The sequence below is a fragment of the Amycolatopsis halotolerans genome (assembly GCF_042647905.1).
Taxonomy (GTDB): domain Bacteria; phylum Actinomycetota; class Actinomycetes; order Mycobacteriales; family Pseudonocardiaceae; genus Amycolatopsis; species Amycolatopsis halotolerans.
Map to the genome: position 1 here is coordinate 241,206 of NZ_JBHRWI010000015.1, position 15,591 is coordinate 256,796.

The window sequence follows — 15,591 nt, forward strand, 5'->3', positions numbered from 1 at the left end:
CCGCGTTAGACCTTGTCCGCGGAAACCAAGCGCAGCAACGGATCGAACCGGACCGGCCCTTCGTCCGTCAACTGCACCGGGCCCGCGACCGGCTGATACCCGGTGACGACGACGGTGTACTCGCCGGGGAAAAGATCGTCGACGGTGTAGTGGCCCGCCTCGTCCGTGACGGTCACCCGCTGGACCTCGCCCTCGGCGTCCAGCACCGCTACCTGGGCTCCGGGGAACGGACCGCGGATCGCGTGCACGGTGCCGGTGAGCCGGACCGACCGCGCCAGTTCGACGTCCTCGCGCACCGGTTCGGCGCCCACCTGCACGTGCCGCGCCACGGGCTCGCGGCCGCCCGCCTGGACCAGCAGCAGATACGTCCCGGCTGGTGCGTCGAGAGCGAAGCCGCTGTCCACGCCGGTGGTGGTGCGGCGCACTTCGTGGGTTTCCAAGGAAGTCAGGCTCACCGCGGCGGTTTCGGCGGGAGCGAGACCGCTTACCGCACCAGAAATCGCCGCGGACGGCTTGTTTTCCGGCGTGCTGCGGCGCTTTCGCGTCCGGGACAGCACGACATCGACAACCCCGAACAGCAGCGCGAGCACGACCAGCGCGGTCGAGCCCATCAGCCCGAGCGCGGTCGCGGAGTGGTAGTCCCCGTGCGAACGGCCGAGCTCACCGAAGAACAACGACCCGCCGAGCGCCGTCCCGACCGCCGAACCGATCCGCTGCCCGGTCTGCAGCACTCCGGCCGCGGTGCCGCCTTCCGCGGGCGGGACCTCTTCCAAGGCGAGCGTCGAGTTCGGCGAAATCACCAGCCCGCTGCCGAACCCGCCGACGAACAACGGCGCGGCGAGCACGAACGCGGTGTTCGCGCCGGAGTAGTCGCGGACGAGCCACGCGGTGGCGGCGAGCCCGATCGCCACGAGCAAGGTGCCGAGGACGACCATCGGCCTGCCGAACCGGTGCACGAGCCGCCCGCCGATGGTCGGCGAGATCGCCGAGCCGATCGCGAACGCGAGCATCGCCGCGCCGGCCTGCAGCGCCGTGTAGCCGAGGCCCTGCTGGAAAAACAGCGTCAGGACGAGGAAAATCCCGGTGAATCCGGCAAAATAGACCATGCCGAGCGCGGAACCCATGGAGTAGCTGCGCACGGTCAGCAGCTTCAAGTTCACCAGCGGCTGCTTGCCGCGGTTGCCGAGCCAGCGCTCCCACAGCACGAAGAGCACGAGCAACCCGGCCGCGACGCCCATCAGCCACCAGCGCGGCGACGTCGCCTGTTCCTCTTGCTCGATCAACGGCAGCATCACCAGCACGACCGCCACGCCGAGCAGCACGCTGCCGATCAAGTCCGGCGTCCGCTTCCGGCCGCTGCGCGAGTCCTTCGGCAGCAACCGCAGCCCGAACAGGATCGCGAGAATCCCGATCGGCAGGTTGACGTAAAACACCCAGCGCCACCCCTGGTCGACGCCGATGCCCTGGATCAGCAACCCGCCCAGCACCGGCCCGATCGCGGTGGACAGCCCGACCGTCGCCCCGAACGCGCCGAACGCCTTGCCCCGCTCGCGACCGGAGAACAGCTGCTGCATCAGCCCGATGATCTGCGGGTTCAGCAACCCGCCCGCGACGCCCTGCCCCAGCCTGGCCACCACAAGCCACGTCGCGTTCGGCGCCGCACCGCACAAGACGCTGGTCGCCACGAACAACACCAGCCCCAACAGGAACATCCGGCGGCGACCGTAGTCGTCGCCGAGCCGTCCTGAGGGCACCAGCGCGAGCCCGAACGTGAGCGCGTAACCGGACACGACCCACGAGACGTCCGCGGGTGTCGCGCCGATCCCGTGCTCCATCGAGGGCAGCGCGACGTTGACGATGCTGACGTCGAGCAGCGTCATGAACCCCGCGATGAGGCACACCCACAAGGCGCGCCAGCGCTGCGGATCGGGCTCGGGGGCAGGGGAAGCGTGCACGGACCATCCTGATTCGAGACTGGTAAGATAATTACTGGTGTTAGAATACTCGCCCATGCCAGCGGAGCGAGACCACGTCGACGGAGTCATGGCGCAGATCACCGGCGTGCGCGAGGAAGACCGGGTCAGCAAGGCGCTGAGCTTCCGTCTGCTGCGCGCCGCCCGCCTGCTGGAAACGGAACTGCGCCGCGAGTTCGACGCCTTCGGGGTCGGCTTGTGGGAAGTGGAACTGCTGGGCGCGCTCAAGCGGGCCGGTCCCCCGTACCGCCTCTCGGCTGGGCAGCTGCTGGACAGCATGCGCCTGACGTCCGGCGGAGTGACCAAACGCGTGGCCGGGCTGGAACGCAAGGGCTGGGTTCGGCGGGACATTGACCCTGGTGACCGGCGGCAGATCCTGGTGAGCCTGACCGAGGAGGGGTTGGCGCGGGCCATCGAGGTATTCGGGATGAAAACGCAGACCGAGGCTCGGTTGCTGGGCGTCTTGTCGCACGCGGAACAGGACCGGATGAACGACGACCTGCGGGAACTGCTGCTGGAGTGGGAAGGGCCGGACGGACGGGCCTGATTTCCGGCGGTTTCCGGGGGCGCGCGGCTCTGCCTGTGCTGGCCGAGTGCCCCGCTCGCGAACGGCCGCTCCCGTGGCGCGAACCCGACGGAGCAAGATCGCGGGGCGGTGCTGCCGCGGCCGTTCGCTCAGCGAGCCGGGCCAACCGCTCGACCGGCGGGACGCGCTTCCGATTCCGGCCTGACCGCATCTCGGCAGCAGACCGCACTCAGCGTCTCGCGAACTCCCACCCGCCGCGGCCGGGTTGTGTCACGGCAGAACCCGGCCGCGGGGCCTGACCCCCGGCGGACTCCCACTCGACGGGTCCGCCATGGCAACCCCTGCCACACCGAACGACCACCTTCGATCCCCGGCTCAACTCCGGGCAGGCGCTTCCACCATGACTGCCCACGGCAGAACCAGACCACCGCGCCCGATCCCCGGCGAGTTCCCGGCAAGCACTTCCGCTGTGCTGCCTCTGGCAGAACCGGACCACCCCGCCGAACCCCGGCCAACTCCCAGCCGGTGACTCCACCACGGCAACCCGTGCCAAACCGGACGACCGCCTTCGATCCCCGGGCCAACTCCGAGCAGGCACTTCCACCATGGCCGCCCACGGCAGGACCAGACCACCGCGCCCGAACCCCGGCGAGCTCCCGGCAGGCGCTTCCGCTGTGCTGCCTCTGACAGAACCGGACCACCCCGCCGAACCCCGGCAGACTCCCCGCAGGAAGCTCCACCGCGGCGGCCCGCGCCAAGGCGAGCCGCCGGGCTCAGCCCCTGGCGAACTCCCAGCAGGTCGCCCCGTGCGGTTCCTCCGACGCGACTCCCACCGCGCGGCGCAAGGTGAGCTGGTACAGGTGCCACGGCGGCGGGCCTGCGCTCGGTGCGCTGAACGGTGCCGTCAGCGCGTCGCCGGTCGCCTCGGCTGGCCAGCCGCCGGAGCGGTAGACCTCGGCTAGGCGTGCCACGGTGTCGACGTCGGTGATTCGGTGTGCGTCGCCTTCCAGCACCAGGTCCAGGCCGCGCAGTCGTACCGAAATGCCGCATGCCGGGTTCGCCTCGAGGTTCCGGGAGCGGCGCGTGCCTGGTCCGCCGACGAAGTACAGGGCGTCGTCCACCCAGACGGCACCCACGCCCGCCGAGTGCGGACGTCCGTCCGGGCGGACGGTCGCCACGAAGAACGTCAGGTCGACGGTCGGAGTGTCGGCGGCCAGGACGGCGCGGGCGCGGCTCCACGGCAGCGGAGCGTTTCCGTAGCGGTCGAGGTTGCGGGTTGAGGTCGGTTCGCAGTCAGTCATGCCCATGCGTCGAACGGGGTGCCGCCGAATCGACACCGGCCTCGCGAAAATCGAAACCGGCCCCGGCACAAGGGATGGGTCAGGCACCTCCTGGCGTAGCTGGGCGGTAGCGGAAATCGTCGCCGTCCTGGGTGATTCGGCCGACGGGGAAGTGCGCGGGCAGGAGGAGCGCATCCCGTTCGACGGCCAGTTCGCACAGGGTCCGCCGGGATTCCGCGGCCGCGGCGGGATCCGCGTCGCCGCCCTGGGCGAGCGTCAGGTTCGCGAACTGGAACGGGTGGTGCAGCACATCCCCGCTCACCAGGGCGTGCTGACCGCCGCCGTTGAGTTCCGCGATCAGGTGCGCGGTGGTGTGGCCGGGCATCGCGCGCAGGGTGATGCCGCCGGTCACCTCGTACGGCAGGTCGATCAACTCGACCAGACCGGCCTCGACGACCGGGAGCACGCTGTCTTCGAACGTCCGGGCCAGGTCGCCCGCGACGCCGCCGTCCGGCGCCGACGCGTGGACCTGCTGGAGCCAGGCGTATTCCTCGCTCGGGATCAGGTACCGGGCGCGCGGGAACGTCGGATCCCAGGAGCCGTCGACCAGCTGGGTGAAGCCGCCGCAGTGGTCGGGGTGCAGGTGGGTCGCCACTACGACGTCGACGTCCTCCGGCACGACGCCGACGGCGGCCATGCGCTCCAGGTACGGCGCGTCGAACTGGTGGTGCGCCAGCAGGACCGGGCGTTCCTTGGCGTTGCCGTTCCCGGCGTCGAGGAGCACGGTCTGGTCCGGCGTGCGCACCAGGTACGTGGTGATCGACAGGTCGAGGTCGCCTCGGTGCTCCCCCAGGTGTTCCGGCGTGACTGCCGGGAACAGGTCCGCTGGGGCGAACGGCCAGTGGTCCAGTTCGGCTACCGGGTCGATCCGCAGCGGTCCGAGTGTGATGGTCATCGGGTTTCCTGTCGTTCAGGGAAAGGGAACGTCGTGCGCACGCTCATCGGGGCACCGCCGCCATCGCCTCGATTTCCACGAAGAGCTCCGGTTTGGCGAGCGCCGCCACGACGATCAGCGACTGCGTCGGCCAGTCGCTTTCCGGGAACCACCGGCTGAACACGTCGCCGGTCGCCGCGCGGAAGCCGGGCAGGTGTTCGGTGCCCGCGACCATGCTGAAGACCTTGACCAGATGCTCCGGCCCGGCTCCCGCCGCGGCGAGCACGCGTTCGATGTTCGCCAGCACCTCGCGCGTCTGCGCTTCCGCGTCCGGACCGGCGAGCGTGCCGTCCGGCCGTGCGCCGATCTGCCCGGCCACTACGACCAGCTCGTGGTCGGCGGGAATCTGCGCGAGGTGGCTATAGCGGCCTATCGGCGCCGCGACCGTCCCGGGATTCCAGCGCTTGCTCATCAGGTGTTCCCCTCCCTTGGTTCGTGCCCTCAGTTCACCACGAGCCACCGACAGAAAATCTCCGGCCGGTCACCCGATCGTGACGACCAGCTTGCCGAACTGGTCCCCGGAAGCCAGTCCGCCCAGCGCGCGCGGCCCGTCCGCCAGGTCGTGGACGTGGTGCACCGCCGGCCGCAGCCGGTGTTCCGTGACCAGCGCGACCATCTGAGAGAACTCCCGCGCGCTCCCCATCGACGTGCCCAGCAGGCTGATCTGCCGGAAGAAGAGGTTGCGCAGCGACAACTCGACGTCCGGGCCGGTGGTCGCGCCGAGCGTCACCATCCGGCCGCCGGAGCGAAGTACCGAGAGACAGGAATCGAACGTCGCCGAGCCGATGCTGTCGACGACCAGGTCCACCGGCTCGCCGAGTTCCGCGGCCCAGTCGCCGCCGCTGCCGATCGCGCGGTCGGTGCCCAGTTCCGTTGCCCTGGCGAGTTTTTCGGGGCTGCGCGAGGTGACGCTGACCGTCGCGCCCACGGCTTTAGCCATGGCGAGGGCGAAGGTCGCGACCCCGCTGCCGATGCCGGGCAGCAGCACGTGTTCCCCGGCGGTCAGCCCGCCGCGGGTGAACAGCGCCCGGTACGCGGTGAGCGCGGCCAGCGGGAGCGCGGCGGCTTCGGTCCAGCTCAGGTGCGCGGGCTTCGGCAGGACATTGCCCGCCGGGACGACGACATACTCGGCCAGCGTGCCGTTCGTCGGCACCCCGAGGATGGCGGGGACTTCTGGCACGACGTCCGGCTCGGCCCAGTCGAGGGACGGGTTGATGACGACCTCGGTGCCGATCTCGACGCTCGTGTCCGCACCCGTCGCCACGACCACTCCGGCACCGTCCGAGCCCAGCACGGCCCAAGGATCGGCCGGAGTGCGACTGTCCACGATGAACAGATCCCGGTGGTTCAGCCCGGCTGCCTTCAGCCGCACGAGCACTTCGCCCGGTCCGGGCTGCGGCACCGGAACCTCCGCGACCCGCACCCCGCCGACTCCCGCCGCGCCTTCGTGCACCACTGCCCGCATCACTTTTGTTGTCACGTCCGCGAACGTAACAGCCGGGCCGCATCCTGCGGTGCGCCGGGCGAATCCCGTCACAGCGGGAATTTTTCGCTCCCAAGCCGCCGCGCCGACCGGGCTGAGCTGATCTTTTTCACTAGATTAGTTTGGATATATGACTCCACGAGCCGCTGCCGCGGGGCCGTTCGCCGCACTCGGCATCGGGTGCGCGATCGCTGGCGGGTCGCGTCCGCGGTCATCGCCCACACCCGACCCCGCACGGCGCGTGGGCGGTCGCGTATCTCGCCCTGGTCGGCAATGCTCCTGCCGCCGAGCGATCGCGCGCAGCGGAATCCTTCGGCTTGTCGCGCCTCGGGTTTCGCCGCGGTGTCCGTCCACATCAGACAGCGGAGCTCGCGATCAGCTAGGTTCCTCGTCCTCCAAGGTGGGGATCACCGGCGACAGCAGGTGATCCGCGTGCTCGGTGACCTCGCCGCGCACCAGCCGGAAGACCCGGAAGCCCGAATGGTGCTCCGGATGTTCGTCGTCGTGGACGTACAGCAGTCCGTACGACCCCGGAGCGAGCCGCCCGACCTTCGCGAACAACTCGATCACCTCGGCGCCCTGCTGCCCTCGGTGATTCGGATGCCCGCCGAGGTGGATGCAGTACGAGCCGTTCATCGGCTGGAGATCGATCAGCGCGTAGCCGGCCAAGTCGTCGACCAGGGCCTGGATTTCGCCGAGGCGAAGGGGCGGTTCGTCGTCGACCGCCTCAGCGGTCGAGTGAAGGCTGATCCACCCGTGATATTCGAACACGGCGCGAGCCTAGCGGCGCCGCTTCGCCGTCGGTTTCACATGCGCCAAACACAACGACGGCTCGACAAACGCCTCCAGCCGTTCCGCCGTCAACGGAGCGCGCACCTCGGCGAGCACCCCGCGCATCAGCCCGAGATGCAACCCGCACACGACATCCCGGTGCTCCTCCGCGACCTCCCGGAACGGGCAGTGGCGCAACCGGATCACCGGACGCTCGAGGTCACCGTCCGGGTCCGGGGCGAATCCGGCGTCACTGAGCACAGTGGACAGTCGCCGGAGGCCCTCGGCCTCGTCGACGCGCCGGGTCGGCGGCGGACGATCGGCCAGGTAGCGGCCCCACGCTTCGCCTGCTGATTCCGCGGCCTTGCCGGGATCAGCCACGTTTTCGGCGATCAAACCGGTCAGCATTTCGGCGAGCAGCCGGTAGCTGCGCCGTCCCTCGGCGGCCTCCTCGGCGACTGCGACATAAACCGTCCGCGGTCGGCCGGGGCGGGTGCGGTCTTCAGCCTGGCGTTCGGCGAGGCCGGATTCGACGAGGCCGTCCAGGTGGAACCGCGCGGTGTTGGGATGCAGTCCCACCTGCGCCGCGACGTCCGGCACCGCGACCGGACCGCCCTCCGAACGCAGCGCGTCCAGCACCCGGGCCCGGCTCTCGCCCAGCGCGCGGGAGCCGTGCGGGTCGGTCAGCGTCTGCTCGCCCATGTGGGATAGTTTAACCGAGCGAACTAGGGCAAACTACTGCTGCGCGGGGATCTCCGGCCTCGGCGGCCTGACCGGTCCAAGATCGTCTGGTTCACGACTGGATCTCCGGTCGCGGCTGCCCGGCGACCAGCGGCGTGTCCACCCCGAGGTCGCCGAGTTTCACCGCACCGCCGGGACTGTCCAGCGGCACCTCGCGGCCAGGCAGGGTTTCGCTGAAGAACTGGGCGTTGTCGCCGGCGTAGCCGCGCCAGCGTTCCGGAAGGTCGTCCTCGTAATAGATAGCTTCAACGGGGCACACCGGTTCGCACGCACCGCAGTCCACGCATTCGTCCGGGTGGATGTAGAGCGAGCGTTCGCCGACGTAGATGCAGTCCACCGGGCATTCGTCCACGCACGCGCGGTCCATCACGTCCACGCACGGCTCGGCGATCACATACGCCACGGCCCGCCCCTTTCAGCCCGGCCTCGTTTTCACCAATGTACTCGGCAAAAAGGGTCACGCGAGCGGGATGGCGCGGAAAACCCCGTCCGGGTCGTAGCGGTGTTTGATGTCTCGCAGCCGGGCGGTGTGGCGACCGAAGGGCTCGGCCGACGACACATCCGGTCCCAGCAGGTTCGCGTACGCGCCCGGCAAGGCGTAGGGGGCCAACGCGGCCGACGTGGCATCCGCCCACGCCCGGTCGTCGTTGCCCTCCCCCAGCCCGAGCACCTCGACCATCAGATGGTCCTCGCGCAGCGGGAACGGCGTGGCCGCCACCGGGATCCGGGAGGCGACGCCGTGGAAGTGGTGGATCGACAGTCCGGACAACGGCGACGTCCGGGTCTCCGCCTGCTTCACCAGCACCGAGACAATCTCCGGAGCGAACGCCGACAGCGACCGCGTGCGGATGGTGACCGATCGGCCGCCGGGGAACATCTCGTCCCGGCGGGCGATCTCTGCCGCATACGACGAGACCGGAGCAATTTGCGAGGCGAGCGGCGGTCCGAGCCGGGCCAAGAAACCGTCGGGATCGGCATCACCGCACCATGTCGGCCAGACCAGCACGCACAGCGAACCGTCGGCACCGGCGAGGACGCCGGTCTGCACGGTGAGTTCGTCCGGCGCATCGGCCTGGATTTCCGTGACCGCGGCGAAAACTCGAGCCGCGTCGCTAGCCGGGTACCAGACCGGGCCGGTCGTGATGTGCGGTGCCGCGTGCAGCCGCACTCCGAGCGACGTCACCACGCCGAAGTTCCCGCCGCCGCCCCGCAGCGCCCACCACAGGTCCGGCAGCCGCGAAGCGTTCGCGAGCACGACTTCGCCGTCCGCGAGGACTATCTCGGCACCGAGCAGGTTGTCCGCGGCCAGCCCGTATTTGCCAAGGAAAGGACCGTATCCTCCGCCGAGTGAGAGCCCGGCGAAGCCGACCGTGCCGATTGTGCCGACTGCCGCCGTCAAGCCGTGAACCTCAGCCGCGGCAAGCACATCGTTGGCCCGCGCACCGCCGCCGACCACCGCGGCTCGCCGCCCGGCGTCGACCGCGACCCGGTTCAACGGACGCAGATCGAGCGTGATCCCGCCGTCCGCCACCGCGCGTCCGGCCCAGTCGTGGCCGCCGCTGCGCACGGACAACGACAGGCCCAATTCGCGCGCGACACGCACTGAGACTTGGACATCAGCGGTGCTCCGGCACTCCACGACCACGTCCGGCCGCGCGACGACGGCGGCGTTCCACACCGTCGCCGCCGATGCGTACTGCGGACCAGAAGTGTGTACTTGCTCGGCGGGCAATCTGGCCCGCAAGGCGCGGGCGGCATCCTCGGCAGTCATGGGCGGCTCCCCTGCTCGTCGATTCCGACTCTAGGGCCGAACCGGCCGGAAAAGGCAGCCGCGCAACAAGATTCAGTGATTCACATAAGTCGCCGACGCCTCGCTGAGCGCCTCCAGCGCCGCCCGGACCCCGCCGTGCGCCTCTTCGCCGGAACGGCACGCGGCGATGATCGTGCGGTTCAGCACCGGACGGGTCGCGAGCATCCGGACGCCGTCGGGCACCGGGCCGCGCGCCAGCCGCGGGACGAGCGCGGCGCCGACGTTGCCCGCGACGAGCGCCAGCTGCGTCACGTAACTCCCGATGGTGCAACTGATCCGCGGCTCCAGGTCCTGCGAACGGAGCACGTGCACGAGCCATTCGTAGCAGCCGGAACGGCCGGTCCAGCTGATCCACGACACGTCGTCCACCTCGGAGAGATCGACCGTGCGCCGGTGCGCGAGCCGGTGCCCGGCGGGCAGCGCCAGATCGGCAACGTCGGAGAACAGCGTGACCTGCGTGATCCCCGCCGGCACCACGGTGGGCCGGTCCGCCCAGCTTTCGAACACCGCGACGTCGAGGTCGCCGGCGAGCACCTTCGGCAACGTCTGTTCGGCTTCGCCCTCGCCGAGCGTGACGTTCAGCCGCGGATGTTGCTCGGTGAGCGTGGCGAGCGCGGGCGGCAGCAGGGCGTGGACGCACGTCGCGATCGACCCGATCCGCAACGGCCCGAAGACATCCTCCCGCAACCGTTCGAGATCCGTGCGCGCTTCGGCCAGTTGCGCCAGCACGCGTTCGGCGTGTCCGACCAGCACCTGCCCGGCGCGCGTGAGCCGCACGGTCCGGCCGCGCGGCTCCAACAGCGCCAGGCCCGCTTCCCGCTCCAGTTTCGCCAGCTGCTGCGACACCCCGGACGGCGTGACGTGCAGCGCCGCCGCCGCGCGGGCGACTGAGCCGTGCTGCGCGACCGCGTGCAGAGCGCGCATCCGATCCACACTGAACACAGTAGTGATGCTACCGGATTTTACGCAGGAACATTCACTTGTCCTTGATAGTTAGCGGCCCCACGATAGAAGGCATGACCACCGAACCCGCCGCGCTGCCGACCGCCGGTCCGATCGCCGCCCTCACCGGCCGCGCCGACCCGCGGCTGCTGGCCGCCGCCGGCTGCCTCTGCATCGCGCTGACCTCGGTGCTCATCAAGGTTTCCGGGGCCAGCGGGGCGACCAGCGCGTTCTGGCGCTGCGCGCTCGCACTGCCGCTGCTCGCGGTACTGGCGTTCAGCGAGGCGCGGCGGACCCGCGTGCGCGCGAAGATCCTGCTGCCGCTGCTGGCCGGGCTCGGCCTGGGACTCGACTTCGTCCTGTGGGGCGAGGCGATCCCGCGCGTCGGCGCCGGGGTCGCGACCATGCTGCTTTCGGTGCAGGTCGTGATCGTGCCGCTGCTGGCGTTCCTCTTCCTCAAGGAGCGCCCGGACCCGCGGTTCAAGTTCGTCGCGCCGACGCTGATCGTCGGCATCGTGCTCGCCGGCGGCGTGTTCGGCTCGTCGATGAGCGGCTCGAACCCGGTGCTGGGCATGGTTTTCGCGCTCGCCGCGGGCGCGGGCTACTCGGGGTACCTGCTGTTGCTCCGGCTCAGCAGCAGCCCCGCGACGCAGGTCCGCTCGCTGTCGCTGGCCACCGTGTCGGCGGGCTTCGTGTCAGTCGCGCTCGGACTGCCGTTCGGCCGCCTCGACCTCGCGCCCAGCCTCCCCTCGCTCGGCTGGTTCGCCGCGCTGGCCCTGGTCGGCCAGGTCATCGGGTGGCTGCTGATCGCCGGTGCGCTGCCTCGGCTGGCGGCCTCGACCGGCGCGACGATGATGCTGCTGCAACCGGTCGGCGCGGTCGCCTTCGGGTTCCTGCTGCTCAGCGAACGACCCGGCGCACTGCAACTCGCCGGGTGCGTGATCGTGCTCGGCGCGGTCTGCTTCGCTGGTCGCGGCGCGACAAAGCGGCCCGCGGGTCAGCCGTCGGCCAAGCTCAACCCGACCGAGTCGAGCAGCCCCCGCGCCATGTCCCTGAACTCGTCCCGGCGGTGATCGACCAGGCCGTCCCCGCCGAGCAGCTCCGCGGCCAGTTCGCCGACCGGCCAGCGGACCAGCTTTCCGTGCCGTCCGAGCAGCAGTCCGGCCTCGCGGATCCGGTACAGGTCGGCGACGTCCAGCCAGGCGTACAGCAGGATCTGCCACAGCCAGCGCCCGGCGCGGTCCGGGTCGCCGACGGTCAGCACCGTCTTCACGTCCAGCAGCGTGCCCTCGGCGATCCCCGCTTCCGGGTCGAGCTTCCCGAGCAGGAGGTCGCCGTCCGCCCAGCCGGGCACGATGGTCGGCCCGGCGATGCCGAGCGGATAGCCCTCGGGCGGCGCACCGGCGAGGCGGCGCAGTTCCCACAGCGCACCGTTGTCGTGCAAGCGTTTCGCGAGTTCCGCCAGCTCGGTCACCGCCGCGTCGGCGGGCAGGGCGCGCAGGTTCGCGATGGTGCCGCCGCCGTCGACGACTCGGGCGAGCCGGGGATCGATCTTGCCGGAGCGGTAGATGTCCTCGCACGCCGACAGCACCCAGTTCGTCCGTGCCAGACCCGCCTCCGCGCCCGGTCCGCCGAGCACGCCGGGCGGGGCGTGCTGCGCCTGATAGCGGCGAGCGCGTTCCAGCAGTTCGCCCCACAGCTCCTCGGCGCCCGGGAGCGCTTCGCCGTGCGGCATTCCGTCGCCGAGGTCGAGCCAGGTCGTTGCCGCCGGACGGATGCCGAGCGCCCGCGCCCGGTACTCCGGCGGGAGCTCGTCGTGCGTCGGGTACGCGGCGGCCTGCGCGTGCGCCCACGGACCGCTGCCCCACTGCGCGCGCACCATCCCGAGCAGCGCGTAGTACGGCGGCGCGGGCTGCACGAGGTCCGCGATCCGCTGGCCGAACGCGCCGCCGATCTCGGCCCAGTGCTGGCGCGGCGGGCGCGCGAGCGCCGGGCGGATCGGGCGCACGCCGTTCGTCGCCTCCTCGATCCGGCGCGCGGCCGCGGCCGTGCCGGTGAAGACGCGGGCGCACCAGCGCGCGAGCGTCCCTCGCGGGTCGGCCAGCTCGGACGTCAACGACACCCGGCCAGTATCTCCCGGGACAGGAACGGCAGCAGGAGATCGAGGAATTCGCGCGGACGGTCCAGCGGAATCAGGTGTCCGCAGTCCGGCAGCACGTGCCCGGTGAGGTCGTCAGCGATCGGGCGCAACTGCTGCTCCAGCGCGTCGCCGACGGGATTCGCGCCGATCGCCAGCGTCGGGACGGTCAGCCGATTCGCCGCCGCTTCGGTCAGCTGGCGGGCGCTTTCCGGCAACGCCCGGTAGTACTCGAAGGCACAGCGGAGCGCGTGGGTCCCGGTGTACGCCTCGGCGAAGGCCGTCTGGATATCCGCCGGAACGCCGCGACCGAGCGTGCCCTGGTCGAGGAACCAGCCGACGTACTCCGCCTCGTGTCCATTAAGGACAGTCTCGGCGAGTCCCGGCACCGCGTGGAAGCCGAACCACCACGGCGGGCTGGCCGGGAAACCCCAGGGCAGCGACTCCATCAGGACCAGGCGGCGCACGCGCTCCGGCTGCCGAAGCGCCAGCAGCAACGCACCCGCCACCGCCAGGTCGATCGCCACCACTTCGGCGTCCGGTTCCTCCAGCGCGTCGAGCAGGGCCGCGACATCGTCGGCGACGGCTCCAGCGTCGAAACCGCTCTCCGGACGACTGCTCGCGCCCAGGCCGCGAAGGTCCGGCGCGATTACTCGGTACCGCTCGGCGAGCGTCGGGATGACCTTGCCCCACAGCTGCCAGGTGTGCGGGAACCCGTGCAGCAGCACCACCGCCGGACCGCTCCCGGCGACGGCGACGTTCAGCCGGACCCCGTTCGCCTCGACCTGCCGCACCGCGTTCATCGGACCTCCTGTGGTTACCATTGGTGACCAGCACACGGTAGGTAACTCCTGACGTGCCGCCAAGACGGCACTTTCCCGACAGGTGGTGAGCCCGAGGTGACCCCCTCCGCCCGCGGCGATCTGTTCGACCCGGCCTGCCCGACGCGGCGGCTGCTCGACCGGATCGGGACGAAGTGGACGTCGATGACGGTCAAGATCCTCGCCGAGGCCGCGCCGGACGAGGTGCGGTTCGCCGACCTGCGCCGCCGCATCCCCGGGGTGTCGCAGAAGATGCTCTCGGTGACCCTGCAGAGCCTCGTCCGCGACGGTCTCGTCTCGCGGCGCGTCGAGGCCACCGTGCCGCCTCGGGTGCATTACCGGCTCACCCCGCTCGGCGCGTCGCTGGAATCCGCGCTCGCGGTGTTGCGCACGTGGGCCGAAGAACACATGGCCGACGTCGACCAGGCCAATCAGGAATCCGAACGGTAATTTTCCGCACACGGGCGAGTCGGTCAGCCACCACGACGGGAAAACGGCACACACTCTTCCGCTGTGGAGTCGCCAACCGAACGGGACAGCAAACCCGCACGGCACGCAATCGGACAGTTCTTCGCGCATCCGCTCGCGTCGTTCCGGATCATCACCGCGATTTGGGCGCTGCTGACGCTGCTCGGCGCGGTGATGGCGCTGTCGTCCTCGGCCGCCGCGGCCAACCCGACCGCGGGAACCGGGGTGTACCAAGCCTTTTTCCGCCATCTGACCTTCGTCGCGCTCGGCGCGGTCGCCTTCGTGCTCGGCCTGCGCATCCCGTTTTCCCGGATGCGCAAGGCAGCCACCCCCGCGCTCGCCGCCGCGGTCGTGCTGCTGCTTCTCGTGCTGACCCCGCTCGGTTCCGACCACGGCGGCGCGCAACGCTGGCTCGCCGCCGGGCCGATCACCTTGCAGCCAGTGGAAATCGCGAAGGTCGCGCTGGTATTCTGGGGCGCGCACCTGCTGGTGTCGAAACAGCGGGTGCTGCACCATTGGCGGCATCTGCTGGTGCCGCTGATCCCGGTGACGCTCGCGTTGTGCGCACTGTTGCTGGCCCAGCCGAATCTCAGCGGCACGGTCACGCTCGCGTTGATCACCCTGGGTTTGCTGTGGTTCGCCGGCGCGCCGAAACGCTTGTTCGCCGCCATTCTCGCCGGCGGCGTCGTCGGAATCGTCGTACTCGCCCTTTTCGCCAGTTACCGGCTCGCGCGCATCCTTTCTTTTCTCTCGCCGAACCCCGATTCGAGCGGCAGCGGCTACCAGGCGCAGCAGGCGCAATACGCCCTCGCCGACGGCGGCTGGTTCGGCGTCGGCCTCGGCCGGGGCGCGGCGAAGTGGAGCTATCTGCCGGACGTCCAGAACGACTTCGTCTTCGCGCTCGTCGGCGAGGAACTCGGCTTCGCCGGCTGTCTCCTGGTGCTCGGGCTGTTCGGCTACCTCGCGGTGATCGGCCTGCGCACCGCGTCCCGGGTCACCGATCCGTGGGTGCGGCTCGTCGCCGGGACGACGACCTTGCTGCTGGTGGCGCAGGCGCTGATCAACATCGGCTACGTCGCGGGCGCGCTGCCGGTGACCGGCGTGACCCTGCCGCTGGTATCCGCGGGCGGGACGTCGCTCGTGGTCACCATGCTGCAGTTCGGCATCCTCGCCCAGGCCGCGCGCGAGGAACCGGCCGCGCGGACGTTCCTCGCCGGGCTGCCGAAGAAGGCCTCCGGTACAGTCCGAGCGTGATCAAGAAGGCACTCTCCGCTACCTTCGCGGCCGTCGCGCTCGCGGGCCTCGCCGCGTGCTCCAACCCGACCGGCAAGTCGTGGGCGATCACCTACGAGGTCACCTCCGACCAGCAGACCACGGCCACCGGCGTCACCTACGGCGAATCGGGCAACCGCTACGAGGACAAGGTCGCGCCGCACCAGCTCGCCGGCCCGCTCGGGCTGCCGTGGAAACAGGACGTCGTGGTCAGCGCCGGACAGGACGCCTCGGTCACCGCGACGCCGTCGACCGCCGCGACCCTGCGCTGCCGGATCCTGCTGGACAAGAAGAAGGAACTCGCCACGGCGAGCGCCCCCGCTCCCGGCAAGCCGGTGACCTGCAAGCACACCACCGACTCCTGATCCGTCCC

Annotated in this window: 17 protein-coding genes; 5 read left to right on the top strand and 12 right to left on the bottom strand. The window is 70.5% G+C overall.

The features are described from left to right. Positions 1–5 precede the first annotated feature (5 nt). Entirely contained in the window at positions 6–1,955 is a 1,950-nt protein-coding gene (locus ACFORO_RS11200; protein ID WP_377868546.1) for a DHA2 family efflux MFS transporter permease subunit, read from the bottom strand. A 55-nt stretch (positions 1,956–2,010) separates the two neighbouring features. Between ACFORO_RS11200 and ACFORO_RS11205 the strand changes: the two genes are divergently transcribed. Next, positions 2,011–2,520, top strand: coding sequence for a MarR family winged helix-turn-helix transcriptional regulator (locus ACFORO_RS11205; protein WP_377868545.1), 510 nt, complete (start codon positions 2,011–2,013; stop codon positions 2,518–2,520). 752 nt (positions 2,521–3,272) lie between these two features. Here ACFORO_RS11205 and ACFORO_RS11210 read toward each other — a convergent pair. The 9 genes from ACFORO_RS11210 to ACFORO_RS11250 all read right to left on the bottom strand — a co-directional run bounded on the left by ACFORO_RS11210 (position 3,273) and on the right by ACFORO_RS11250 (position 10,502). Further along, the gene (locus tag ACFORO_RS11210) at positions 3,273–3,800 is read right to left on the bottom strand and encodes a pyridoxamine 5'-phosphate oxidase family protein (protein WP_377868702.1); all 528 of its coding nucleotides are present in this window, start codon (positions 3,798–3,800) and stop codon (positions 3,273–3,275) included. A 79-nt stretch (positions 3,801–3,879) separates the two neighbouring features. Next, positions 3,880–4,734: an MBL fold metallo-hydrolase gene (locus ACFORO_RS11215; protein WP_377868544.1), complete on the bottom strand. Its 855-nt coding sequence runs from the start codon at positions 4,732–4,734 to the stop codon at positions 3,880–3,882. Between the two features lie 43 nt (positions 4,735–4,777). Beyond that, positions 4,778–5,185, bottom strand: coding sequence for a RidA family protein (locus tag ACFORO_RS11220; protein WP_354735095.1), 408 nt, complete (start codon positions 5,183–5,185; stop codon positions 4,778–4,780). Between the two features lie 69 nt (positions 5,186–5,254). Next, positions 5,255–6,253, bottom strand: coding sequence for a zinc-binding dehydrogenase (locus tag ACFORO_RS11225; RefSeq protein ID WP_377868543.1), 999 nt, complete (start codon positions 6,251–6,253; stop codon positions 5,255–5,257). 378 nt (positions 6,254–6,631) lie between these two features. After that, entirely contained in the window at positions 6,632–7,027 is a 396-nt protein-coding gene (locus tag ACFORO_RS11230) for an Imm7 family immunity protein (protein ID WP_377868542.1), read from the bottom strand. A gap of 9 nt (positions 7,028–7,036) precedes the next feature. Next, positions 7,037–7,729 carry a helix-turn-helix transcriptional regulator gene (locus ACFORO_RS11235; RefSeq protein WP_377868541.1) on the bottom strand — a complete coding sequence of 231 codons (693 nt, stop codon included), beginning with the start codon at positions 7,727–7,729 and terminating at the stop codon, positions 7,037–7,039. 91 nt (positions 7,730–7,820) lie between these two features. After that, positions 7,821–8,171, bottom strand: coding sequence for a ferredoxin (gene fdxA, locus ACFORO_RS11240; protein WP_377868540.1), 351 nt, complete (start codon positions 8,169–8,171; stop codon positions 7,821–7,823). A gap of 54 nt (positions 8,172–8,225) precedes the next feature. After that, positions 8,226–9,539, bottom strand: a complete 1,314-nt coding sequence (locus ACFORO_RS11245; RefSeq protein WP_377868539.1) for an FAD-binding oxidoreductase — start codon at positions 9,537–9,539, stop codon at positions 8,226–8,228. Positions 9,540–9,611: 72 nt separating this feature from the next. After that, positions 9,612–10,502, bottom strand: a complete 891-nt coding sequence (locus tag ACFORO_RS11250) for a LysR substrate-binding domain-containing protein (RefSeq protein ID WP_377868701.1) — start codon at positions 10,500–10,502, stop codon at positions 9,612–9,614. A 92-nt stretch (positions 10,503–10,594) separates the two neighbouring features. Here ACFORO_RS11250 and ACFORO_RS11255 point away from each other — a divergent pair, with 92 nt between their 5' ends. Next, positions 10,595–11,593 (top strand): DMT family transporter, encoded by a 999-nt coding sequence (locus ACFORO_RS11255; protein ID WP_377868538.1) that lies wholly within the window; start codon positions 10,595–10,597, stop codon positions 11,591–11,593. Here the strand turns inward: ACFORO_RS11255 and ACFORO_RS11260 are convergent. Together ACFORO_RS11260 and ACFORO_RS11265 are read right to left on the bottom strand one after the other, a co-directional pair. Then, entirely contained in the window at positions 11,518–12,642 is a 1,125-nt protein-coding gene (locus ACFORO_RS11260; protein WP_377868537.1) for a hypothetical protein, read from the bottom strand. The two genes, ACFORO_RS11255 and ACFORO_RS11260, sit on opposite strands and share 76 nt — an antisense overlap. Continuing rightward, positions 12,633–13,460: an alpha/beta fold hydrolase gene (locus ACFORO_RS11265; RefSeq protein ID WP_377868536.1), complete on the bottom strand. Its 828-nt coding sequence runs from the start codon at positions 13,458–13,460 to the stop codon at positions 12,633–12,635. Before ACFORO_RS11265 ends, ACFORO_RS11260 begins: the two co-directional genes overlap by 10 nt. Before the next feature lie 96 nt (positions 13,461–13,556). Between ACFORO_RS11265 and ACFORO_RS11270 the strand changes: the two genes are divergently transcribed. From ACFORO_RS11270 to ACFORO_RS11280, 3 genes are all read left to right on the top strand, one after another. Next, on the top strand, positions 13,557–13,928 hold the full coding sequence (locus ACFORO_RS11270; RefSeq protein ID WP_354735103.1) for a winged helix-turn-helix transcriptional regulator: 372 nt from the start codon (positions 13,557–13,559) through the stop codon (positions 13,926–13,928). A 63-nt stretch (positions 13,929–13,991) separates the two neighbouring features. Then, positions 13,992–15,200 carry a putative lipid II flippase FtsW gene (gene ftsW / locus ACFORO_RS11275; RefSeq protein WP_377868535.1) on the top strand — a complete coding sequence of 403 codons (1,209 nt, stop codon included), beginning with the start codon at positions 13,992–13,994 and terminating at the stop codon, positions 15,198–15,200. After that, entirely contained in the window at positions 15,197–15,583 is a 387-nt protein-coding gene (locus tag ACFORO_RS11280) for a hypothetical protein (protein ID WP_377868534.1), read from the top strand. The genes ftsW and ACFORO_RS11280 overlap by 4 nt, the downstream gene beginning before the upstream one ends. Positions 15,584–15,591 lie beyond the last annotated feature (8 nt).